This is a genomic window from Sphingobium quisquiliarum P25 (assembly GCF_000445065.1).
GTDB lineage: Bacteria > Pseudomonadota > Alphaproteobacteria > Sphingomonadales > Sphingomonadaceae > Sphingobium > Sphingobium quisquiliarum.
This window is the reverse complement of record NZ_ATHO01000055.1, coordinates 44,965-67,524: the sequence shown is the minus strand read 5'-3', so window position 1 is coordinate 67,524 and position 22,560 is coordinate 44,965. Positions and strand designations below refer to the sequence as shown.

Annotated in this window: 22 protein-coding genes and 1 tRNA gene; 16 read left to right on the top strand and 7 right to left on the bottom strand. The window is 64.3% G+C overall.

The features are described 5' to 3' along the window. The 3 genes from pstB (at position 1) to phoB (ending at position 2,250) form a co-directional block, all read left to right on the top strand. Positions 1–789 (top strand): phosphate ABC transporter ATP-binding protein PstB, encoded by a 789-nt coding sequence (gene pstB, locus L288_RS28645; protein ID WP_051209621.1) that lies wholly within the window; start codon positions 1–3, stop codon positions 787–789. Between the two features lie 61 nt (positions 790–850). Next, positions 851–1,546, top strand: a complete 696-nt coding sequence (gene phoU / locus L288_RS28640) for a phosphate signaling complex protein PhoU (protein ID WP_021237612.1) — start codon at positions 851–853, stop codon at positions 1,544–1,546. Between the two features lie 2 nt (positions 1,547–1,548). Further along, on the top strand, positions 1,549–2,250 hold the full coding sequence (gene phoB, locus L288_RS28635) for a phosphate regulon transcriptional regulator PhoB (RefSeq protein WP_021237611.1): 702 nt from the start codon (positions 1,549–1,551) through the stop codon (positions 2,248–2,250). 194 nt (positions 2,251–2,444) lie between these two features. On the opposite strand, the gene def is transcribed toward phoB, so the two are convergent. Both def and recR read right to left on the bottom strand, forming a co-directional pair. Continuing rightward, a complete protein-coding gene (gene def / locus L288_RS28630; RefSeq protein WP_021237610.1) occupies positions 2,445–2,975 on the bottom strand; it encodes a peptide deformylase in 531 nt (176 codons plus the stop codon). Positions 2,976–3,006: 31 nt separating this feature from the next. Continuing rightward, on the bottom strand, positions 3,007–3,603 hold the full coding sequence (gene recR, locus L288_RS28625; protein ID WP_021237609.1) for a recombination mediator RecR: 597 nt from the start codon (positions 3,601–3,603) through the stop codon (positions 3,007–3,009). A 53-nt stretch (positions 3,604–3,656) separates the two neighbouring features. Here recR and fmt point away from each other — a divergent pair, with 53 nt between their 5' ends. Further along, positions 3,657–4,565, top strand: a complete 909-nt coding sequence (fmt, locus tag L288_RS28620; RefSeq protein WP_021237608.1) for a methionyl-tRNA formyltransferase — start codon at positions 3,657–3,659, stop codon at positions 4,563–4,565. Positions 4,566–4,639: 74 nt separating this feature from the next. Further along, positions 4,640–5,383, top strand: a complete 744-nt coding sequence (gene truA / locus L288_RS28615; protein WP_031304118.1) for a tRNA pseudouridine(38-40) synthase TruA — start codon at positions 4,640–4,642, stop codon at positions 5,381–5,383. A 10-nt stretch (positions 5,384–5,393) separates the two neighbouring features. Here truA and L288_RS28610 read toward each other — a convergent pair whose 3' ends face one another. Continuing rightward, the gene (locus L288_RS28610) at positions 5,394–6,113 is read right to left on the bottom strand and encodes a queuosine precursor transporter (protein WP_031304117.1); all 720 of its coding nucleotides are present in this window, start codon (positions 6,111–6,113) and stop codon (positions 5,394–5,396) included. 87 nt (positions 6,114–6,200) lie between these two features. On the opposite strand from L288_RS28610, the gene L288_RS28605 reads away from it, so the two are divergent. After that, positions 6,201–6,277: transfer RNA gene (locus tag L288_RS28605), tRNA-Arg, on the top strand. 108 nt (positions 6,278–6,385) lie between these two features. Here the strand turns inward: L288_RS28605 and L288_RS28600 are convergent. Then, the gene (locus tag L288_RS28600; protein WP_021237604.1) at positions 6,386–6,736 is read right to left on the bottom strand and encodes an antibiotic biosynthesis monooxygenase family protein; all 351 of its coding nucleotides are present in this window, start codon (positions 6,734–6,736) and stop codon (positions 6,386–6,388) included. A gap of 161 nt (positions 6,737–6,897) precedes the next feature. Next, positions 6,898–7,551, bottom strand: a complete 654-nt coding sequence (gene fsa / locus L288_RS28595) for a fructose-6-phosphate aldolase (protein ID WP_021237603.1) — start codon at positions 7,549–7,551, stop codon at positions 6,898–6,900. Between the two features lie 140 nt (positions 7,552–7,691). Between fsa and L288_RS28590 the strand changes: the two genes are divergently transcribed. The 3 genes from L288_RS28590 (at position 7,692) to L288_RS28580 (ending at position 10,774) form a co-directional block, all read left to right on the top strand. Then, the gene (locus L288_RS28590) at positions 7,692–8,357 is read left to right on the top strand and encodes a DUF2490 domain-containing protein (protein ID WP_021237602.1); all 666 of its coding nucleotides are present in this window, start codon (positions 7,692–7,694) and stop codon (positions 8,355–8,357) included. A 78-nt stretch (positions 8,358–8,435) separates the two neighbouring features. Then, the gene (locus tag L288_RS28585) at positions 8,436–10,607 is read left to right on the top strand and encodes a primosomal protein N' (RefSeq protein WP_021237601.1); all 2,172 of its coding nucleotides are present in this window, start codon (positions 8,436–8,438) and stop codon (positions 10,605–10,607) included. 14 nt (positions 10,608–10,621) lie between these two features. Then, positions 10,622–10,774 (top strand): DUF1289 domain-containing protein, encoded by a 153-nt coding sequence (locus L288_RS28580; protein WP_021237600.1) that lies wholly within the window; start codon positions 10,622–10,624, stop codon positions 10,772–10,774. On the opposite strand, the gene L288_RS28575 is transcribed toward L288_RS28580, so the two are convergent. Next, on the bottom strand, positions 10,746–12,257 hold the full coding sequence (locus tag L288_RS28575; protein ID WP_031304116.1) for a tetratricopeptide repeat protein: 1,512 nt from the start codon (positions 12,255–12,257) through the stop codon (positions 10,746–10,748). The two genes, L288_RS28580 and L288_RS28575, sit on opposite strands and share 29 nt — an antisense overlap. Positions 12,258–12,328: 71 nt before the next feature. Further along, positions 12,329–13,390 carry a bifunctional DNA-binding transcriptional regulator/O6-methylguanine-DNA methyltransferase Ada gene (ada, locus tag L288_RS28570; RefSeq protein WP_031304115.1) on the bottom strand — a complete coding sequence of 354 codons (1,062 nt, stop codon included), beginning with the start codon at positions 13,388–13,390 and terminating at the stop codon, positions 12,329–12,331. Positions 13,391–13,493: 103 nt separating this feature from the next. Here ada and L288_RS28565 point away from each other — a divergent pair, with 103 nt between their 5' ends. The 7 genes from L288_RS28565 to L288_RS28535 all read left to right on the top strand — a co-directional run bounded on the left by L288_RS28565 (position 13,494) and on the right by L288_RS28535 (position 22,505). Continuing rightward, positions 13,494–15,041, top strand: coding sequence for a S1C family serine protease (locus tag L288_RS28565; protein WP_031304114.1), 1,548 nt, complete (start codon positions 13,494–13,496; stop codon positions 15,039–15,041). A gap of 198 nt (positions 15,042–15,239) precedes the next feature. Beyond that, positions 15,240–15,794: a F0F1 ATP synthase subunit delta gene (locus L288_RS28560; RefSeq protein WP_031304112.1), complete on the top strand. Its 555-nt coding sequence runs from the start codon at positions 15,240–15,242 to the stop codon at positions 15,792–15,794. A 30-nt stretch (positions 15,795–15,824) separates the two neighbouring features. Continuing rightward, positions 15,825–17,354 carry a F0F1 ATP synthase subunit alpha gene (gene atpA / locus L288_RS28555; RefSeq protein WP_021237595.1) on the top strand — a complete coding sequence of 510 codons (1,530 nt, stop codon included), beginning with the start codon at positions 15,825–15,827 and terminating at the stop codon, positions 17,352–17,354. A 120-nt stretch (positions 17,355–17,474) separates the two neighbouring features. Continuing rightward, positions 17,475–18,359, top strand: a complete 885-nt coding sequence (locus L288_RS28550; protein ID WP_021237594.1) for a F0F1 ATP synthase subunit gamma — start codon at positions 17,475–17,477, stop codon at positions 18,357–18,359. A 318-nt stretch (positions 18,360–18,677) separates the two neighbouring features. Continuing rightward, positions 18,678–20,123 (top strand): F0F1 ATP synthase subunit beta, encoded by a 1,446-nt coding sequence (atpD, locus tag L288_RS28545; RefSeq protein WP_021237593.1) that lies wholly within the window; start codon positions 18,678–18,680, stop codon positions 20,121–20,123. Positions 20,124–20,280: 157 nt separating this feature from the next. Next, a complete protein-coding gene (locus L288_RS28540) occupies positions 20,281–20,535 on the top strand; it encodes an ATP synthase F1 subunit epsilon (RefSeq protein WP_031304111.1) in 255 nt (84 codons plus the stop codon). Positions 20,536–20,978: 443 nt separating this feature from the next. Beyond that, a complete protein-coding gene (locus L288_RS28535; protein WP_021237590.1) occupies positions 20,979–22,505 on the top strand; it encodes a CpaF family protein in 1,527 nt (508 codons plus the stop codon). Positions 22,506–22,560: the final 55 nt, after the last annotated feature.

The window sequence follows — 22,560 nt, the reverse complement described above, 5'->3', positions numbered from 1 at the left end:
ATGCACGAACCGCAAACCCTGGTGCCAGCCACCGAAACCAAGATGACCGCGCGCGACGTGAAGGTCTTTTACGGCGAAAAGCAGGCGATCAAGGGCGTCTCCATCGACGTCGACATGGACAATGTCACGGCCTTCATCGGCCCGTCGGGCTGCGGCAAGTCGACCTTCCTGCGCACGCTCAACCGCATGAACGACACGGTGGCGAGCGCGCGGGTCGAAGGCACGATCACGCTGGACGGCGAGGATATCTATGCCCCCAGCATGGACGTGGTGCAGCTGCGCGCGCGGGTCGGCATGGTGTTCCAGAAACCCAACCCCTTCCCCAAGTCGATCTACGAAAATATCGCCTACGGGCCGCGCATCCACGGCCTTGCCAGCAGCAAGGCGGACCTTGACGTCATCGTCGAAAAGTCGCTGCGCCGCGCTGGCCTGTGGGAGGAAGTGAAGGACCGCCTGAACGACAGCGGCACCGCCCTGTCGGGTGGTCAGCAGCAGCGCCTGTGCATCGGCCGCGCCATTGCCGTCGAACCCGAAGTCATATTGATGGACGAGCCCTGCTCGGCCCTCGACCCGATCGCCACGGCCAAGATCGAGGAGTTGATCCACGAACTGCGCGGCCGCTATGCCATCGTCATCGTCACCCACAATATGCAGCAGGCCGCGCGCGTGTCGCAGCGCACCGCTTTCTTCCACCTGGGCGAACTGGTCGAATATGGCGTGACGTCTGACATCTTCACCAATCCGCGGCAGGAGCGGACCAAGGATTATATCACCGGCCGCTACGGCTGAGCCGGCGAACGAAACACCCGGCATCGGCCTGCAAGAAACGATGCCAGCGGAGAGACGAGACATGGCAGAACATACGATCAAGGCCTTTGACGAGGAAATGGACAAGCTGCGCGGCCTGATCGCCGAAATGGGCGGGCGCGCGGAATCGGCGATCGAAAACGCGATGCTGGCGCTGCAACGCCATGACAAGGCGCTGGCGGCGGAAGTCGTGACCGGCGACAAGCGCATCGACGCGATCGAGGCGGAGGTCGAGAAACTGGCGATCGAGATCATCGCCCTGCGCGCGCCCATGGCCAACGACCTGCGCGACGTGATCGCGGCGCTGAAGATCGTCGGCGTGGTCGAACGCATCGGCGACTATGCCAAGAATATCGCCAAGCGCGTGCCGCTGGTCGCGTCCAACCAGCGCACGCAGGAGCCGATCGCGCTTCTTCCTTCGATGGGCCAGGTCGCGGGCGAGATGGTGCATGACGCGCTGAACGCCTTCGCCGCGCGCGATGCGGACCTGGCCGTGGCGGTATGCAAGCGCGATACGGTGGTCGACGATTTCTACAACAGCGTGTTCCGCACGCTCGTCACCTTCATGGTCGAAAATCCCAAGACGATCAGCGAATGCGCGCATCTGCTGTTCATCGCCAAGAATATCGAGCGGATCGGCGACCATGCCACCAACGTCGCCGAGATGGTCTATTATGCCGCGACCGGCCAGACCCTGCCGGAGCGCGAGCGCGGCGGCACCCAGCCCCTGGAGGACTGAATATGGCGAGAGCCAAGATGCTTCTGGTCGAAGATGACGCGGCGCTCGCAGAACTTCTCATCTGGCATTTCAAGCGTGAAGATTTCGAAGTCGCCCACACCGTCGATGGTGAGGAAGCGCTGATCCTGGCGCAGGAAAATGTGCCTGACATCGTTCTGCTCGACTGGATGGTCGAAAGCCTGTCGGGGATCGAGGTCTGCCGCCGCCTGCGCCGCATGAACGGCACGGCCAATGTGCCCATCATCATGCTGACGGCGCGCGGGGAAGAAGAAGATCGCGTGCGCGGGCTGGAAACGGGCGCGGACGATTATGTGACCAAGCCCTTTTCCCCCCGCGAACTGGTCGCCCGCGTCGGCGCGGTGCTGCGCCGCGTCCGCCCTGCGCTGGCGGGTGAGACGCTGACCTTCGCCGATGTCGAAATGGACACGGTCGGCCACAAGGTCCGCCGTGGCGGCCAGGTGATCCCGCTCGGCCCCACCGAATTCCGGCTGCTCAAGCATTTCCTGGAGCATCCGGGCTGGGTGTTTTCGCGCGAGCGGCTGCTCGACAGCGTCTGGGGACAGGATAGCGATATCGAACTGCGCACCGTTGACGTGCATATCCGCCGCCTGCGCAAGGCGATCAACGCGGACGGGAAATATCGCGACATCATCCGCACGGTCCGGTCTGCCGGATATGCGCTGGACACGGACGGGGTGGGCTGAGCCGGAATGGCCTCCGGCTGAGCCAAAGGAACGCAAAAGGAAGGTTTGCAGCTACTCGAATCCTCCCCATGGCGCATGGGGAGGATTTTAAGCGCGGCCAATAATCGTGAGCAGAGCGCACGGCTCATAGCTCATAAGCAAAGACGCCCCAGCTTTTCAGCCGGAGCGCCTTCCTTGACACTTCGATTCAGCGTTCAGGCCGCCTTGCGCGCCTTCACCAGCTTCTTCATCAGCATGTCGCGCTTGAGGCGTGAGAGATGGTCGATGAACAGCACGCCCTGCAAATGGTCCATCTCATGCTGGAGGCAGGTGGCGAGCAGCCCTTCCAGCTGCTCCTCATGGATGCGGCCGTCGCGGTCCATCCAGCTTGCCCGGATCGTCGCGGGGCGTTCCACCTCGGCATATTGGTCCGGCACCGACAAGCAACCTTCATTATAGACCGACAGTTCCGCCGATCCTTCCAATATCTCAGGATTGATGAACACCATCGGCTTCTTGACCGCTGGCGCGCCCTCTTCATCCGATTCGGGTTCCTGCAAGTCGATCACCAGCACGCGCTTGGGCACGCCCACCTGGATCGCCGCAAGGCCGATGCCCGGCGCATCGTACATCGTTTCGAACATATCGTCGATCAGGCGTTGCAGATCGTCATCGATCGTCTCCACCGGAGACGAAATGGTACGCAGGCGCGGATCAGGCGCCTCAAGGATCGGAAGAATGGCCATGATGCTAAAATAGCCCTAATGCCGGGCTTTTTCAAGCGACCGGACGGCGCGCGCGCAACGCCTGCGCCAGCGTGCCTTCGTCCAGATAGTCGAGTTCGCCGCCTACTGGGACGCCATGCGCAAGCTGCGTCAGGCGCACCGGGAAGCGCTCCAGCCGCTCGGCCAGATAATGCGCCGTGGTCTGCCCCTCCAGCGTGGCGTTCATCGCCAGCACCACTTCATCGATGCCGCCCGCCTCGACCCGCGCGATCAGCGTGTCGATGGAAAGATCCTCAGGCCGCACCCCTTCTAGCGCCGACAATCGCCCGCCCAGCACATGGAAGCGGCCGGGGAAGAGGCGCGACTTGTCGAGTGCCCACAGGTCGGCCACATCCTCCACCACGCACAGCGCCCGCGCGTCGCGGCGCGGATCGGCGCAGATGCCGCAAGGGTCGACCGTGTCGACATTTCCGCATATATGACAGGTGACGAGCCGGTCGTTCACCGCATCAAGTGCGCGCAGCAGCGGTTCCAGCGCGCTTTCCCGCTTCTTGAGCAGGTGCAGGACGGCGCGCCGCGCCGAACGCGGGCCAAGGCCGGGCAGACGGGACAGCGCCTGCGTCAACGCATCGATCTCGGGAGAAGCCATGGAACCGAGATAGGGGCTTGCAAGTCCGGGGTCAAAAGAGTTGAGAGGCCGCCATGCGCATCATCTACATGGGAACCCCCGATTTCGCCGTCCCCGCGCTCGTCGCGCTGGCCAAAGCCGGGCATGAGGTCGCGGCGGTCTACAGCCAGCCGCCCCGTCCGGCAGGGCGCGGCAAGGCGCTGCGCCCCTCACCCGTGCAAAGCCAGGCCGAGGAAATGGGCATAGAGGTGCGCACGCCGGTTTCGCTCAAGGATGCGGAGGTGCAGGCCGCCTTCGCCGCGCTGAACGCAGACGTGGCGGTGGTCGCCGCCTACGGCCTGATCCTGCCGCAAGCCATATTGGAGGCGCCCCGCTTCGGCTGCCTCAACATTCATGCCTCGCTGCTCCCCCGCTGGCGCGGCGCCGCGCCGATCCAGCGCGCGATCCTGTGGGGCGATAATGTCACCGGCGTCACCATCATGGACATGGAAGCGGGACTCGACACCGGGCCCATGCGCGCCAAGCATGTGACCCCGATCGAGGACAAGACGGCAGGCGCGCTGACCGGGGAACTGGCGCAGGCCGGAGCGGAATTGATGGTGGAGGTGCTGGACGACCTGCCTGCTCACCCGCCTGTGCCCCAGCCAGAGGACGGCGTCACCTACGCCGCCAAGATCGAAAAGAGCGAGGCGCGGATCGACTTCACCCGCGATGCGCATCAGGTCGAACGGCAAATCCGCGCCTTCAATCCCTTTCCCGGCGCCTTCTTCGAATATCGCGGCGAACGCTTCCGCATCCTGGCCGCCCATGTCGAGGAGCATGGCGGCCCGAGCGGCGAACTGCTGGACAACAGCCTGCTCATCGGCTGCGGCCATGGTTCGATCCGCCCCGCCCTTATCCAGCGCGCGGGCAAGGGGGCCATGCCGCCGGGCGAACTGCTTCGCGGCTACGACATGCCCGCAGGCACCCGCGTCGATGGTTGAAGCCGTTCACCGTCCGTTTCGAGCGAGGCCGGGGAGCGCTTCTCGACACGCTCGAAGCGAACGGAAGTGACCGCATGACCCGCTTCGCCTTCACCGTCGAATTTGACGGCCGCCCCTTCATGGGCTGGCAGAGGCAGGCGCATGGGCCGAGCGTGCAGCAGGCGCTGGAAGACGCGATCCACGCCATCACCGGCGAACAGGCGGTGATCCACGCGGCTGGCCGCACCGATGCGGGCGTCCACGGCCTCGCCATGCACGCCCATGCGGACATTGAAAAGCCGATCACGCCCTTCCGCCTGATGGAAGCGATGAATGCGCGGCTGCGGCCCCAGCCCGTCGCCATAATGGGCTGCGAGATCGTGCCTGGTGACTGGCATGCGCGCTTTTCCTGCACCGGCCGCTCCTATGTCTATCGCATCGCCAACCGGCGCGCGCCGCTGACCTTCGAAAGCGGGCTCGTCTGGCGCGTCATCCAGCCGCTGGATGCCGCCGCGATGCAGGAGGCTGCGCAGTTGCTGGTGGGACGGCATGACTTCACCACCTTTCGATCGGCGCATTGCCAGGCGGAGAGCCCGCTCAAGTCGCTCGACCGGCTTGACGTGGAACGTGACGGCGACCGCATCGCCATCCATGCGGAGGCGCGCTCCTTCCTACATCATCAGGTTCGCTCGATGGTCGGCTGCCTCGCGCTGGTGGGCATGGGGCGCTGGACCGTGGAGGACATGCGCGCCGCGCGCGACGCAAAGGATCGCGCGGCGCTGGGGCTCAATGCTCCGCCGGACGGGTTGTATTTCGTGCGGGCGCGGTATCCCGGCTGACGTTCTTCCCCTAAAGCCGCGTGCGGAACGGGGTGAAGTCCGTGCCCTCGTCATAGATGTCGAGCCCTTCGGCGCGTTTCAGGCTGTTGACCATCAGATAGGTGACCGGCGTCAGCACCGCTTCCCAGCTGACCTTCAGCAGCCAGTTGGTGACCATCACGGTCAGCACCTGGGCATTGGTCCACTCACCGTAGAAGGCGAGCGGGTAGAACAGCAGGCTGTCCACCCCCTGCCCGACGATGGTGGAACCGATGGTCCGCATCCAGAGATGCTTGCCCTCCGTCAGCAGCTTCATCTTCGCCAGCACGAAGCTGTTGGCGAACTCGCCCGCCCAGAAGGCGGTGAGCGACGCGAAGACGATGCGCCATGTGCTGCCGAACACCGCCTCATAGGCTTTCTGGTCGGGCCAGCCCTGCGCCGGGGGCAGTTTCACCACCACCCAACTCATCAGCGCCATGAACAGCATCGCGCCGAACCCCGCCCAGACGCAGCGGCGCGCGCGGGCATAGCCGTAGACCTCCGTCAGCACGTCGCCCAGCACATAGCCCAGCGGGAAGAAAAGGATGCCGGCGCCAAAGGTGAAGCCGAACAGCGTCGACAGCTTCGCCGCGCCGATCAGGTTGGACAGCAGCAATATGGCGACGAAGGCGGCGATGAAGAAATCGAAATAGCGCATCGGCCGCTCTGCGAGCGCCTGCGCATCGATTTTCCGAACCCCCATATCCGTCATGGCCACTTGCATATCGGGCCGCCGCGCAAATGCAATGGCGCGCATGATTGCGCGCGGGCACAAGCCCCGCTATCGAAGCGCCGGTGCGGCCCCGTAGCTCAGCTGGATAGAGCATTCGCCTTCTAAGCGAATGGTCACAGGTTCGAATCCTGTCGGGGTCGCCATCGGCTGCTTCCGCCGCCTGTTACCAGAGCCAGCCCAGGCCCAGCAGCAGCACGCCCGCAATCAGCATCGCGAAGGCCAGGAATCCCCAGCCGAAATCAAGGCCGCCCCTATTCGCCATCGAGCGGGCTGTCATCGGGCCGCGCGCGCAGAAGCAGGTCGTCGGTCACGGTCATGGTGAAGATGGGATCGGCATCGGCGGGCACTTCGGCGATCGCATCGACAAAGGCGGCACGCGTTTCCGGGTCGTCATAGACCATCTTGCGGTCAAAGGCCGCGCGCCAGGTCTCCTCGTCCGGCCATTCCGCATAGCCGACGAAGCGCCCATCGGCATCGCGATGCAGGCGCGAGCCGTAGCTGCCATATTTCTCCCGGATCAGGTCAGTTCCACGCCGCCATGCCGCGCGGAACTGGTCCTCCTTGCCCGGATGCACCCGCCACCAATAGACCGCGACGAACATCACACCTCTCCTTCACGGATGAGAGAATGATGCGCGCGGCCAGAGGTTGCGGCAATCACTTACATCCCCCGTTCGTTTCGAGCGTAGTCGAGAAACGGTTTGAGGGTGCCTTTCCGTTTCTCGACTGCGCTCGAAACGAACGGAGGCGGTCGGCCTGACGATTAAAGAACCGACTGCCCGGTCTTTTCCCAATCCGCCAGGAAGCCCGCAATGCCCTTGTCCGTCAGCACATGGTTGAACAGCGCCTTGATCACCGAGGGCGGCGCGGTCATCACGTCCGCGCCGATCTTGGCGCTTTCCAGCACATGGATCGGGTGCCGTACGCTCGCCACCAGGATTTCCGTGTCGAAAGCATAATTGTCGTAGATCAGGCGGATATCCTCGATCAGCTTCATGCCGTCGAAGCCATTATCGTCATGCCGCCCGACGAAGGGCGAAATGAAGCTCGCGCCCGCCTTGGCCGCCAGCAGCGCCTGATTGGCGGAGAAGCAGAGCGTCACATTGACCATCGTGCCTTCGCTGGTCAGCGCCTTGCAGGTCTTGAGCCCGTCGATGGTCAGCGGCACCTTGATGCAGACATTGTCCGCGATCTTCCGAAGCACGGCGGCTTCCTTCATCATCGTCTCATGGTCGAGCGCGACGACCTCTGCCGACACGGGGCCGTCGACGATGCCGCAGATTTCCTCCACCACTTCCACGAACTTGCGGCCCGACTTGTGGATCAGCGATGGGTTGGTGGTGACGCCGTCGAGCAGGCCGGTGGCGGCAAGGTCGCGGATTTCGTTGGTGTCGGCGGTATCGACGAAGAACTTCATGGCTATGCTCCGGGGCGGGATGTGCGAATCGGCTCCCCTTTAGCGGCTGATGCCCGGATTAGCCATTATTGCCAGCGGCAGGCTTTACGGAAACAGCCGCGTAACATTATGACGGCGGCACCTTTCCAAAGGACCCGCCAATGCCCCGCCCCTTGCGCCCACGCCACATATCGGGCGCCCTTCCCCTGCTGGCGGCGATCGCTGCCCCGCCAGCCACAGCCGCCACCGAAGAAACGCAGGCGTGGATCACCGAATCCCTGACCATCGCCGCGACACCGGCCGACAGCATCTCGCTCGACCTCAGCCAGCGTTTCCGCCGCGACAGTTCCAATGGAGAGCAGCAGACCGCGCGCATCCTTCTGGATCACCGCATCGCCAACGGGCTCCAGATCGGCGGCGGCTTCGCCTTCTTCCACTCCGGCCCCGAACAGGAGCTGCGCCTGTTCCAGCAGGCGACCGTCACGCGCGGCATCTTTCTTGCCCGCACCCGGATAGAGCAGCGCTTCTTCGACACGGCCGATGGTGCAAGCTGGCGGCTTCGCCAGCGAGTGCAGGCGTCCCTGCCCCTGGGCTCCCCAAAAGCCCCGGTCCTCATCGCCGCAGCCGAACTCTTCTTCCACCTCAACCGCGCGCGGCCCGGCGACAAGACGGGCGTGGCCGCCATGCGCCAGCAGATCGGCCTGCGCCAGCCGCTGGGCAGGTCGCTCGATGCGCAGTTGCTCTACATGCGGCAGCAAAGCGTTCGCGACAGCGCTCCTGACGCCGTGGTCCATGTCCCCTGGCTAACCCTCAACTGGAAGATCTGACCGGCTGCGCGCCCGCATCCTCGCATTCTTCGGGAATCCCGCCTTGCCTCCCGCCCCTCACGCGATAGGGAGGGGCAGATGAGTTCGCGCGCCCGTGTCATCCTTTTGAACGCCGCCCTTGGGCCACTCGATTACCGCGTGCCTCATGGCATGAGCGTCAAGCCCGGCAGCATCGTCGTCGCGCCGCTCGGCCCCAGGCAACTGGTCGGCGTGGTGTGGGAAGAGGATGCCTTTCCCGATGTAGAAAGCGTCGGCGACAATCGCCTGCGCAACATCATCGGCCCGGTCGATGCGCCGCCTGTCCCTGAAACGCTGCGCCGCCTGATCGAATGGACGGCGGACTATTATCTGGCTCCCGTCGCTTCGGTCCTGCGCATGACGCTGGCGTCCATGCCCGCGCTGGAGGGCGCGCGCACCGTCATCGAATATCGCGCCACCGGGGACCTGCCGGACCGCATGACCGAACAGCGCGCCCAGGCGATGGAGCGCATTGGCGAGCGTCAGGGCCTGATCCGCGAACTGGCGCTGATTGGCGGGGTCAGCGATGCGGTGATCCGCGGACTCGTCAAGGCGGGCGCGTTCGAGCCGGTGGAAGTCAGCATCGACACGCCCTTTCCCCGGCCCGACCCCGATCACGCGCCGCCGCAGCTTTCCGATGGCCAAGCCGATGCGGCGGGCGAGTTCATCGAAGCCGTCCGGCAGCGCGACTTCGCCCCTTTCCTGCTCGACGGCGTCACCGGCTCCGGCAAGACGGAGGTCTATTTCGAAGCCATCGCCGCCGCCATCCGCGAAGGGCGGCAGGTGCTGGTCCTCCTGCCCGAAATCGCGCTGACCGAGCCTTTTCTAGAACGGTTCGAAAAGCGGTTCGGCACCGTGCCAGTGAGCTGGCATAGCGGCCTGCGCCAGAGCGAGCGGCGGCGGGCGTGGCGCGCCATCGCGGCAGGCGACGCGGCGGTGGTCGTCGGAGCGCGCTCCGCCCTGTTCCTGCCGTATCCCAATCTGGGCCTCATCGTCGTGGACGAGGCGCATGAGGCGAGCTTCAAGCAGGAGGACGGCGTTCATTATCATGCCCGCGACGTGGCGGTGATGCGCGGGCTGATGGAGAAATTCCCCGTCATCCTCGCATCCGCCACGCCCGCCATCGAAACCCGGCATCAGGTGGAGCTGGGCCGCTATCGCGAAATCAAGCTGCCCGCCCGGTTCGGCGGCGCTGAAATGCCCGCGATCGAGGGCATCAACCTCCTCACCGACCCGCCCGAACGCGGCCGCTGGATCGCGCCGCCGCTGATCCGCGCGATCGACGAGACGATGGAGAAGGGCGAACAGAGCCTGCTGTTCCTCAACCGGCGGGGTTATGCGCCGCTCACCCTCTGCCGCCATTGCGGCTACCGCTTCCAATGCCCCAACTGCACCGCCTGGATGGTCGAGCACCGGCTGACGCGCCGCCTTGCCTGCCATCATTGCGGCCATGTCATCCCGTCCCCGCGCTTCTGCCCGGAGTGCAAGGAGGAGGACAGCCTGGTCGCCTGCGGCCCCGGCGTGGAGCGGATCGCCGATGAGGTGAAGGCGTTCTGGCCGCAGGCGCGAACCGCCATCGTTACGTCCGACACGCTCTGGTCGCCCGCCAAGGCGGCCGAGTTCGTGAAATCGGTGGAGGCAGGCGCCATCGACATCATCATCGGCACCCAGCTTGTCACCAAGGGCTATCACTTCCCCAACCTGACGCTGGTGGGGGTGATCGATGCGGACCTGGGCCTGGAAGGCGGCGACCTTCGCGCGTCGGAACGCACCTTCCAGCAGATCGTGCAGGTCGCGGGGCGCGCGGGGCGGGGACAGAAGCCGGGCCGCGTCTTCATCCAGACCCGCATGCCGGAGGCGGAGGTCATCAAGGCGCTGATCGCGGGCGATTCGGAACGCTTCTATGAAGTCGAGACCGAAAACCGCCGCCGCGCCAACGCCCCGCCCTTCGGCCGCTTCGCCGCGATCATCATCTCCAGCGAAGATGCGGACGAGGCGGCGCAGGTCGCCCGGCTGATCGGCAAGTCCGCGCCGATGATCGATGGCATGCGCGTCTACGGCCCCGCGCCCGCGCCGCTATCCGTCCTGCGCGGCCGTCATCGCCACCGCCTGCTGATCCACGCCACAAGGGCGATCGACGTACAGGCGGCGATCCGCGAATGGCTGGGCAACATCACATGGAAATCCGGCACCCGCGTCGCGGTGGATGTCGATCCCTACAGCTTCATGTGAGGGCCTGAACTGCAATGGAAAGCCCCTGCGTCAACATCTGCACGCTGGACAAGGCGGGCCGCGTCTGCACCGGCTGCGGCCGGACCATGGAGGAAATCCGGCGCTGGCGCGGCATGAGCAAGGCCGAACGCCGCGCGGTCATGGAGCGGCTGAGGCGGGCGGTTTAGCCGGAGGCGCTTTCTCCTTCGCCCTGGCGTCATATTCGGCCTTCTGCCCCACCGCCCATTCCCGCATGCCCGATGGGTGGGGCGAAAAAGCAAGCGGATCCAGCAGGCGGGACGCGCGGGCGTAATCGCCCCTCGCCGCCATGGAAGCGGCATAGTTGGCGCGATATTCGGGATTTTGCGGCAACAGCGCATAGGCCTTGGCAAGGCCGTCATAGCCAACGTCCGGCATCTCCCCGCCCCTCATCTGATGATAGCGGTAATAGAGGGCAAGCGGCACCGGGTCTTCCGTGTCGGCGCGGTTGGCCTTCACGATCATGGACCTGGCGGCCTTCCAGTCCGCCTCGGCATCGCTGTCATAGGCGCGGTCCAGCAGCACATTGGCGCGGACGCCGTAGGCGCGCGACAGAGCGGGGTCGAGCGCGATGGCGCGATCCGCATCGGCAAGCGCCTCGTCCTTTTTCTCCGCCTTCCATTCCGCTTCGGCCAGCAGCGTCAGCGCATAGGCGTTTGGCGGGAATTTGGCGGAGGTGGCGCGGATCGAATCAGCGATCAGGGGAAGCTCGTCCGCCGGAGGATGGTTCATCAACCGCAGTTCGTCTTCGATCAGCGCGCCCCGGACGGGATCGACAGGGCTGATCGCAATCTCGCCAACGGTGACTGCGTTGGCCGCCAGGCGGGACGCCGTCAGCCGCTGACGCATATAGGCGCGCAGGTCCTTTTCCAACCCGTCGACGCCTCCGGCGAAATAGCTGTCCAGCTTCATGTCGGGCACGCCCGCCGACAGGTCCTTCAGATAATGGCTGATCTCCTCCCGCCGGTCGGGGCGATATTGATAATAATGGGTGAGCAGCCAGGCCGTGCCGTAATAGCGGTCGCCATCGCGCAGCCCCAGCCCTTCGGTATCGCGGGCGAACAGCTGCTTGAGCGGATAGGGCGAAGCCATGATCAGCCCCGGCGCGCGCATCAGGGGGATGTGGCCGAACTCTATGGAGCCGTCCTTCGGGAACTTCACGACCGAGAAGAATTCGGCGAATCCCTCCACATACCAAGCTGGATAAGCCGCCGGAAAATGGTGCAGCATGAAGTGATGGCTGTATTCGTGGAACAGGATTTCTTCCGCGCCCGCATCGAACTGGCCCGTCTTCTGGCCGCGCCCCAGCACGGCGAATGCGAACCTGTCCGATGTCGTGTAGAAGCCCGACAGATGCGGGTTGCGGGCAATCGCCTTCACCTTCGCATCGTTCGACAGCAGGTAGACATGCACCGGACTGCCCGCTTGCGGATCGTCGATCCCGGTCACGCGGCGCAGCAGGCAGTCGAACTTTTCCAGCTTTTCCGCAAAGTCCCGCAGCTTCGCTTCATTGCTTTCGCTGTAGATGGTGAAATGCCTGCTCTTGGCCTGCAACCATGCGGCATGGGCCGTATCGGGCAGCAGCGCCACCATGAATGCCAGGGCCAGCAGCCCTTTCAATCCTTTTCCCATCAACGCCCCCCGACGGCATACCCCTCATCATTGCCCGTCATGCGGCGGAAAAGAAAGGGGAAAGGCGATGTTCATCCGCCGCCTTCCCGCTCCAGCAGGGCCTTCTTGCGCTCCAGCCCATAGGCGTATCCGCCCAGACTGCCGTCGCTGCGCAAAACCCGGTGGCAGGGGATCAGGACCGCCAGTCCATTGTCGCCGCAGGCCGTGCCCGCCGCCCGCACCGCGCCGGGCCTGCCGATCGCGGCCGCGATCTCGCCATAGCTGCGCGTCTCGCCCGCAGGGATGGCGCGCAGAGCCGCCCAGACCGCCTGCTGGAAGGCCGTGCCGCATATGTCCAGCGGCAGGTCGACGGGCGCCGCGGGATCCTCGATCAGGCGCACGACCTGCGCCGCCAGTCCCGCCAGGGCGGCGTCGCCCGGCACGAGCTCCGCCTTGGGAAAGCGCCGCCGCAACGCGCTCTCATCCTCATCGAAGCTGATGCGGCACAGCCCCTTCGCGGTGGCGGCCACCAGCACGGGGCCAAGGCTGGATCCCACCACTGCATAGCCGATCGTGACGCCCCGCCCGCCATCCTTCCACGCACTCGGACTCATGCCCAGATGCCGCTGCGCATCGGCATAGGCGCGGCTGGGGGCATTATAGCCCGCCTCATAGATGGCGTTGGTGACGCTCTCGCCCTCCTCCAGCGCTGATTTCAACCGCTGCGTCCGCAGGGACCGGCCATAGGCAGCGGGAGTCAGCCCCGTCTCCCGCTTGAACAGCCGGTGGAAATGATGCGGCGCATAGCCGGCATGGGCCGCGATATCCTCCAGCGAAGGCGGCGTCTCAGCGGCGGCGATGAAGGCCTTCGCCGCCTCCACCGCCAGCCGGTCTCGCCCCACTCCGTCGGGCCGGCACCGCAGGCAAGCCCGGAAACCCGCCTCCCGCGCCGCCTCAGGCCCGGGCAGGAAAATCATGTTTTCCCTCAGGGGCCGCCGCGCCGCGCAGCTTGGCTTGCAATAGATGCCGGTCGTGAGCACCGCGCCGACGAACAGCCCGTCCATGCCGCGATCGCGCCGCTGAAACGCGTCCCAGCAGGCATCGTCATCCATTGCCATCGGCGTCGGGGCGGAAAGGTCGGTCATCCGGTTCATGCTTATGGATTAGCATGGCGCGTGCCGCCAGCCTTCCCGCTGCTTGCTCTCAAAGCATTTCTCGATTGCCTCAGCCGGGCTTTGCCATATGAATGCGCCGCATATGGTCGCCATCCTCCGCCGCCTGTGCCTCGTGCTCGCCCTCATGCTGCCCGCCGCCGCGCAGGCGGAACAGCAGGACATCGCCGCCGCCGCGCGCGGGGTCGTCCGCGTCGTCATCGTCGCAACGGACGGCAGCGACGCCTATTTCGTCGGGCATGGCAGCGGCTTTGCCGTCGCGCCCGACAAGGTGCTGACCAACGCCCATGTTGTGGAACTGACGCGCGAGGAAAAAAATCTCGTCATCGGCGTCATCCCGTCGGAAGGGCGCAAAAGCTATGGCGGCCGCGTGATCGCCTATTCGCCCGGCAACGACCTGGCGCTGATCCAGCTTGAGGAAGGCCACCTTCCCGTCAGCACATTTTATGCCGGGGCGGTCAGCGACGGGCAGCATGTGACCGCCATCGGCTATCCCGGCAATGTCGACCGGGCGCAGGGCCTTGGCCTCAAGGACATGATCGAGCCGCTGGGTACGGTGAAGACCAGCGGCAACGTTTCGTCGGGCCGGTCGAGCCACAGCTTCGACACCATCCTGCACACCGCCCCGCTCGCCGCGGGCAACAGCGGCGGGCCGTTGGTTGACGATTGCGGGCGGGTGCTGGGCGTCAACAGCTTCGGATCCGTATCCGACGGCAATGACGCGGAATTCGGTTTCGCCGTTTCCTGGCGGGAAGTCGCCTCCTTCCTGCGGCAGGCGGGCGTTTCCTCCCTGCATACGGTCGTGCCTTGCCGCTCCATGGCGGAAGCCGACGCCGCCGAAGCCGCGCTGACCCAGCGCGAGGCGCAGCAGAGCGAGCAGTCAGAGCGGGCGAAGGCGGACGCGCGGGAGGCCGCGCTGGAAAAGGCCCGCGACACGGCCGAACGCGATATCATCTCCGCCCGCGAAAATGCGATGGCGGGGGCGGCGGTCCTTCTCGCCCTCGCGGTGCTTGGCTTGGGAGCTGGCGGCCTCTACTACAGCCAGGGCCGCGAACGCCACGCGACATGGTTCCTGGCAGGCGGCGGCGTCCTGCTGCTGGGAGCATTCGCCCTTTTCTTCCTCAAGCCAAGCTTTTCCGGCATCGATGAACGGGTGAAGCTGGCCGACGACGATCGGGTCAGCGGCAACAGCGCCTTCGCATGGGAAGGCGACAATATCTGCCGCATAGACCTCAACCGCAGCCGCCTCACCGTGTCGGAAGCCAATGACATTCCATTCCATTGGACCGGCAATGGCTGCGTCAACGGCAACAGCCAATATGTCAGCGCCGGGAATGAGTGGGAACGCGCCACCGTCCCCGAATCCGGCAACTTCATCACGGTCAGCCGCTTCGATCCGGCGACCGGCACGCTGCGCGTCCAGCGCTGGCTTCCTGACGGCGAGACGATGGACAAGGCGCGCGCGTTCTTGAAGGACGGCCCGGCCAAGGCGTGCGGGACCGATGCCGGCCTTCTCGCGAAAATCGCCAGCCTGCGGTCCGATCTCGCCTCCCTGCTGCCCGTCCAGCCCAATGAACGGCTCGTCTATCACTGCACCAAGGGCCGCCTGTCGCCGGGGGACGCGCCGGACTGACCCGATTTCCGGCGCCAGGAAGCACCGGAAAATCGCATCGATTCCATCCTTGTCACGGAATCGCGTTCCATGACTTGCATAGTCATAATCCCGCTGCTAACCGGCCCGGCAACAGGGGAACGGGCAGCTACTGCTCCCCTCTTTTTGCATGACCGGCAAATCAAGTGCCAGTGACAGAAATTGGAGGACGGTAAGCGCGTGGAGACTACCGGCGGCATTCAGGCTAGCCTCAGCGGACGCTACGCGGTTGCGCTGTTCGATCTGGCCCGTGACGGCAACGCCCTCGACACCGTGGCGGCCAGCCTCGGCGGGATCAAGGGCGCGATCGCCGAATCGGCGGATTTCAGGAGCCTGATCAACAACCCCGTGCTGAGCCGCGATGCTTCGGGAAAGACGATCGCGGCCGTCGCATCCTCCATGGGGATCGATCCGCTGACGACGAAATTCCTGGGCGTGCTGGCGGAAAACCGCCGCCTGTCTCAGCTGCCCGCGATCATCCGCGCCTATGAGACGCTGCTGTCGAATCACAAGGGCGAAGTGCGTGCGGAAGTGACCAGCGCGCATCCGCTCGATTCGAACCAGATCACTGCCCTGCAACAGAATCTGCGGACGCGCGTCGGCCGCGAAGTCGCGCTCGATGCGAAGGTCGATCCTGCGATCCTTGGCGGGCTGGTCGTCAAGATCGGCAGCCAGATGATCGATTCCTCCATCCGCACCCGTTTGAATAGTCTCGCCCACGCGATGAAAGGCTGAAAGCCGCAAGGCTTCGATGAAAGGCTGAACATGGATATCAACGCCGCAGAAATTTCGAAGGTCATCAAGGACCAGATCGCCAATTTCGGCACCGAAGCGCAGGTGAGCGAAGTCGGTTCCGTGCTGACCGTGGGTGACGGCATCGCCCGCGTCCATGGCCTCGACAACGTCCAGGCGGGCGAAATGGTCGAGTTCGCCAATGGCGTGCAGGGCATGGCGCTCAACCTCGAAGCCGACAATGTCGGCGTCGTGATCTTCGGCTCGGACGCCGAAATCAAGGAAGGCGACACCGTCAAGCGCACCGGCACCATCGTCGACGTTCCGGTCGGCAAGGGCCTGCTCGGCCGCGTCGTGGACGGCCTCGGCAACCCGATCGATGGCAAGGGCCCGATCCAGTACACCGAGCGCAAGCGCGTTGAAGTCAAGGCGCCGGGCATCATCCCCCGCAAGTCGGTGCATGAACCCGTGCAGACCGGCCTCAAGGCGATCGACGCCCTCGTCCCCGTGGGCCGTGGCCAGCGCGAGCTGATCATCGGCGACCGTCAGACCGGCAAGACCGCCGTCGCGATCGATACCTTCATCAACCAGAAGGGCATCAACGCGGGTGACGATGAGTCGAAGAAGCTCTACTGCATCTACGTCGCCGTGGGCCAGAAGCGCTCGACCGTCGCGCAGATCGTCAAGCAGCTCGAAGAAAATGGCGCGATGGAATATTCGATCGTCGTCGCCGCGACCGCTTCGGAACCCGCTCCGCTCCAATATCTGGCGCCCTATACCGGCGTCACCATGGGCGAATTTTTCCGCGACAACGGCATGCACGCCGTGATCGTCTATGACGACCTGTCGAAGCAGGCCGTCGCCTATCGCCAGATGTCGCTGCTGCTGCGCCGTCCTCCGGGCCGCGAAGCCTATCCCGGCGACGTTTTCTATCTCCACAGCCGCCTGCTGGAGCGCGCTGCGAAGATGAACGACGCAAATGGCGCAGGCTCGCTGACGGCGCTGCCGATCATCGAAACGCAGGCCGGTGACGTGTCAGCCTACATCCCGACCAACGTGATTTCGATCACCGATGGCCAGATCTTCCTCGAAACCAACCTCTTCTACCAGGGCATCCGTCCGGCCATTAACGTTGGCCTGTCGGTGTCGCGCGTCGGCTCGGCCGCGCAGACCAAGGCGATGAAGAAGGTTTCAGGCTCGATCAAGCTGGAGCTGGCCCAGTATCGCGAAATGGCGGCCTTCGCCCAGTTCGGTTCGGACCTCGATGCTTCGACCCAGAAACTGCTGAACCGTGGCGCGCGCCTGACCGAGCTGCTCAAGCAGGCGCAGTTCTCGCCCCTGCCCTTCGAGGAGCAGACCGCGTCGATCTTCGCTGGCACCAACGGCTATCTGGACAATATCCCGGTCAAGGACGTGACGCGCTATGAGGAGCTGATGCTCGCTTATCTGCGCCACGACCATGCCGATGTGCTGACCGCGATCCGCGACAGCAAGGATCTGGGCGACGACGCCAAGGCCAAGCTGAAGGCTGCGCTGGACTCGTTCGGCAAGACGTTCGCTTAACGAAAACCGTCGCCCCCACGCAGGCGGGGACCCATCTCCGGGCCGAGCGTCTGGACGCACCGCAAGGGAGATGGATCCCCGCCTCCGCGGGGATGACGACAAAAGGTTGAAACAGGTAGCATGGCCAGCCTCAAGGAACTGAAGCTCCGCATCGGGTCGGTGAAATCGACCCAGAAGATCACCAAGGCGAAGCAGATGGTCGCCGCCGCGAAGCTGCGCAAGGCGCAGGCTGCCGCCGAAGCCGCTCGCCCCTATTCCAGCCGTCTGGAATCGGTCGTGGCGAGCCTGGCTTCGAAGATCGCTGGCGGTTCGGGCGAAGGCGCCTCTCCGCTGCTGGCAGGCACCGGCAAGGATGACGTGCATCTGCTGGTCGTCGCCAATTCCGACCGCGGCCTTGCTGGCGCGTTCAACGCCAACATCGTCAAGGCCGCTCGCGCCAAGGCGGATGAACTGATCCAGCAGGGCAAGACGGTGCGCTTTTATCTGATCGGCCGCAAGGGCCGTCCGGTGATCAACCGCACCTTTCCCGGCATGATCGTCGCTCAGTTCGACACGACCGGGGTCAAGGAACCCGGCTATGCGCAGGCCGAGGCGATCGCGCATGAACTGACGGAGATGTATCTGAACGGCAAGTTCGACGTCGCCCACCTCTTCTTCTCGCGCTTCAAGTCGGCTCTTGCCCAGATCCCGACCGAACAGCAGATCATCCCGGTGAAAATCCCGGCGGACGCCAACCGCGACGCCATCGGCGCGACGGTCGAATATGAACCAAGCGAGGAAGCGATTCTCGATGACCTGCTGCCGCGCAACGTCACGGTGCAGATCTTCAAGGCGCTTCTGGAAAACAACGCGTCCGAACAGGGCGCATCGATGACCGCCATGGACAATGCGACCCGCAATGCCGGTGACCTCATCAACAGGCTGACCATTCAGTATAACCGCAGCCGCCAGGCCGCGATCACCACCGAATTGGTTGAAATCATCTCAGGCGCGGAAGCGCTGTGATCTTGATGCTGCTCGCTTCTGCCCTCGCATCCTCGCCGAAAGCCGGTACGGAATTTCGGATGAGTGCAAAGGTAGTTGAAGCAGCATTTGAAGAAATGGAACGTAGGCTGATGGCTGATCCGGCCATCTCCTACGATCCTGTTTTTGGGATACGGTACGGACCTGGGCGATGCGTGTTAATCGAACCAAATGTGGCAGATTGCTCATTTCGGAAAACGTACAGGAACGGCAAGTCGGTTAAGGCTAGAAACACATTCAGAAAACTCCAACTAGACAGTTGGATCGCTGATCTAGAATTTTGAACGCAAGGACACAGTCATGGCAACCACCAACAATGTAGGCCGCATCTCGCAGGTCATCGGCGCTGTCGTCGACGTGACCTTCCCCGATGCGCTCCCCGAGATTCTCTCGGCGCTGGAAACCAGCAACAACGGCCAGCGTCTGGTGCTGGAAGTCGCCCAGCATCTGGGTGAAAACACCGTCCGCACCATCGCAATGGACTCGACCGACGGTCTGACCCGCGGTCAGGAAGTCACCGACACCGGCGCGCAGATCAGCGTTCCCGTCGGTCCGGCCACGCTCGGCCGCATCCTGAACGTCGTCGGCGAGCCGATCGACGAGCGCGGCCCGGTCGCCACCACCGTCACCGCCCCGATCCACGCCAAGGCGCCCGAGTTCGTCGATCAGTCCACCGACGCCAGCATCCTGGTCACCGGCATCAAGGTCATCGACCTTCTCGCTCCCTACGCGAAGGGCGGCAAGATCGGCCTGTTCGGCGGCGCGGGCGTGGGCAAGACCGTGCTCATCCAGGAACTGATCAACAACATCGCGAAGGGCCATGGCGGCACCTCCGTGTTCGCGGGCGTCGGTGAGCGGACCCGCGAAGGCAACGACCTCTATCACGAATTCCTCGACGCCGGCGTTATCGCCAAGGACGCCGATGGAAACGCGATCAGCGAAGGGTCTAAGGTGGCGCTGGTTTACGGTCAGATGAACGAGCCCCCGGGCGCCCGCGCGCGCGTCGCCCTGTCGGGCCTCACCATCGCGGAATATTTCCGCGACCAGGAAGGCCAGGACGTGCTCTTCTTCGTCGATAACATCTTCCGCTTCACGCAGGCGGGCGCGGAAGTGTCGGCTCTGCTCGGCCGTATTCCTTCGGCCGTGGGCTATCAGCCGACCCTCGCCACCGATATGGGCGCCCTTCAGGAGCGCATCACCTCGACCAACAAGGGTTCGATCACCTCGGTGCAGGCCGTGTACGTCCCCGCGGACGACTTGACCGACCCGGCGCCTGCGACCTCCTTCGCCCACTTGGACGCCACTACCGTTCTCAACCGCGCCATTTCCGAACTCGGCATCTATCCGGCGGTCGATCCTCTGGATTCGACCAGCCGCGTTCTGGAACCCCGCGTCGTTGGCCAGGAACATTATGAAACCGCCCGCGCGGTTCAGGCGATCCTGCAAAAGTACAAGTCGCTTCAGGACATCATCGCGATCCTGGGTATGGACGAGCTGTCGGAAGAAGATAAGCTCACCGTCGCCCGCGCCCGCAAGATCCAGAAGTTCCTGTCGCAGCCCTTCCACGTCGCCGAAGTCTTCACCGGCATCTCGGGCAAGTTCGTCCAGATCGAAGACACGGTGAAGTCGTTCAAGGCCGTGGTCGAAGGCGAATATGACCATCTGCCCGAAAACGCCTTCTACATGGTCGGCGGCATCGACGAAGCCATCGAAAAGGCGAAGAAGCTGGCCGCCGAAGCGGCGTAAGCTGACGGAAAACTAGCCCCTCCCTTTCAAGGGAGGGGTTGGGGTGGGTGGTGAGCGGAGCGAACCGGCTACCTATCCCAGCAAGTTGCAGGCGATTGCTCACGCAATCGCACCCACCCCCTGCCCCTCCCTTGAAAGGGAGGGGGGAGTTATGTTGATGGCACTGCATTTCGAACTCGTGACCCCCGAAAAGCTCGTCCGCTCGGAAGAGGTCTATCAGGTGGTCGTCCCCGGCACCGATGGCGACTTCGGCGTGCTGGAAGGCCACGCGCCCTTCATGTCCACCGTCCGCGACGGCGCGATCCAGATCTTCGCCAGCGCCGGTGCGGCCCCCGAAGTCATCCCCGTTCAGGGCGGCTTTGCGGAAGTGAACGAAAAAGGCCTCACCGTCCTCGCGGAACATGCGGGCTGATCGCAGCCTGACATATCCCACCATGTAAAAAAAGGCTGCGCTCCGCCGGAGACGCAGCCTTTTTGCTGCTCCAGGCGCAGCTTCCTCGGCCGACCTGAAATGCCGGATCAGAGCCAGTTTCGACGGCGAATGACGTCAATCATCCGCCGCTCCTGATCCCAGCCGTAGCCATTGTCCGCGATCTGCGGTTTCGCGACAGGGCGGATCACAAAAGCTGGTCATCAGACTTTCATCCTTTCTCTTCTGTCGCCCAGTCGCGGCGCACGGCGCCGGTGCTCCATTCACTTGTATGAAATATCGGCTCTAGCCCGGTGCAGAACCGCCTTGCGCGGTCTGCGCGCCATTAGCCATTTGTCAAAGTTTCCGCCCTATTCACCATTGCAGCCAAATCGGATCGGCCTGTTCTGAACGGCTGGCCCATCGGAATAATGCGGCGGAGAATTATGAGCGCGTTTGGACGGAAGAATGGACCGGCCGGCATCAAGCCGGGATTTGGCGTGGCCCGGCCTATGCAGGGCGGCGCGCCGCGTGAAGAGATACGCGGCGGGGATCAGTTCCCGCCCCTGGACATGGCGCCCCTGCCCGCCGAAACGCCCATTGATCCGCTTTCCGCTCCTACCGGCCAGATGCAGCGTAACGCCGACGCGATGCAGCGCCTGTCCGATCGCGCCAATGCCGAACATATCGCCGACACCGGGCCGCAGGGCTTCGAGGCGTCGGTCCACAAGATCAAGGAACAGGTCCTCCCCCGCCTGCTCGAACGCGTCGATCCCGAAGCGGCCGCGACGCTCAGCAAGGATGAACTGGCCGAGGAATTTCGGCCCATCATCATGGAGGTGCTGGCCGAACTCAAGCTCACCCTTAACCGCCGCGAGCAGTTCGCGCTGGAAAAGGTGCTGGTGGACGAGCTTCTGGGCCTCGGCCCGCTCGAAGAACTTCTCGCCGACCCGGACGTCAGCGACATCATGGTGAACGGCCCGGAGCAGACCTATATCGAAAAGAAAGGCAAGCTCCAGATCGCGCCCATCAAGTTTCGGGATGAGGAGCATCTGTTTCAGATCGCCCAGCGCATCGTGAACAAGGTCGGCCGCCGCGTTGATCAGACCACGCCGCTGGCCGACGCCCGCCTGCCCGACGGCAGCCGCGTCAACGTCATCGTGCCGCCGCTCAGCCTGCGCGGCACCGCCATCTCCATCCGTAAATTCTCCGCCAAGCCGATCACGCTCGACATGCTCGCCCAATGGGGCGCGATGAGCCAGAAGATGTGCACCGCGCTCAAGATCGCGGGTGCGTGCCGGATGAACATCGTCATTTCGGGCGGCACCGGATCGGGCAAGACCACCATGCTCAATGCGCTGTCGAAGATGATCGACCCCGGCGAACGCGTGCTGACCATCGAGGACGCCGCCGAACTGCGCCTGCAACAGCCGCACTGGCTTCCCCTCGAAACCCGTCCTCCGAACCTGGAAGGCCAGGGCGCGATCACCATCGGCGACCTCGTCAAGAACGCCCTGCGTATGCGTCCTGACCGCATCATCCTGGGCGAAATTCGTGGCGCGGAGTGTTTCGACCTGCTCGCCGCGATGAACACCGGCCATGACGGCTCCATGTGCACGCTTCACTCCAACAGTCCGCGCGAATGCCTGGGCCGTATGGAAAACATGATCATGATGGGTGACATCAAGATCCCGAAGGAAGCCATTTCCAAGCAGATCGCCGATTCGGTCGACCTGATCGTCCAGGTGAAGCGCCTGCGCGACGGCTCGCGCCGCGTCACCAACCTGACGGAAGTGATCGGCATGGAAGGCGACGTCATCGTCACGCAGGAACTGTTCAAGTTCGAATATCATGACGAGGATGAGAATGGCCGGATCGTGGGCGAATATCGCTCCATGGGCCTGCGCCCCTACACGCTGGACAAGGCGCGGCAGTTCGGTTTCGACCAGCCTTTCCTGGAAGCGTGCCTCTGATCCGATCGCGCGGCCGCATGCTGCGGCTTGCATGGCGGGCGTATGACCGGCACAT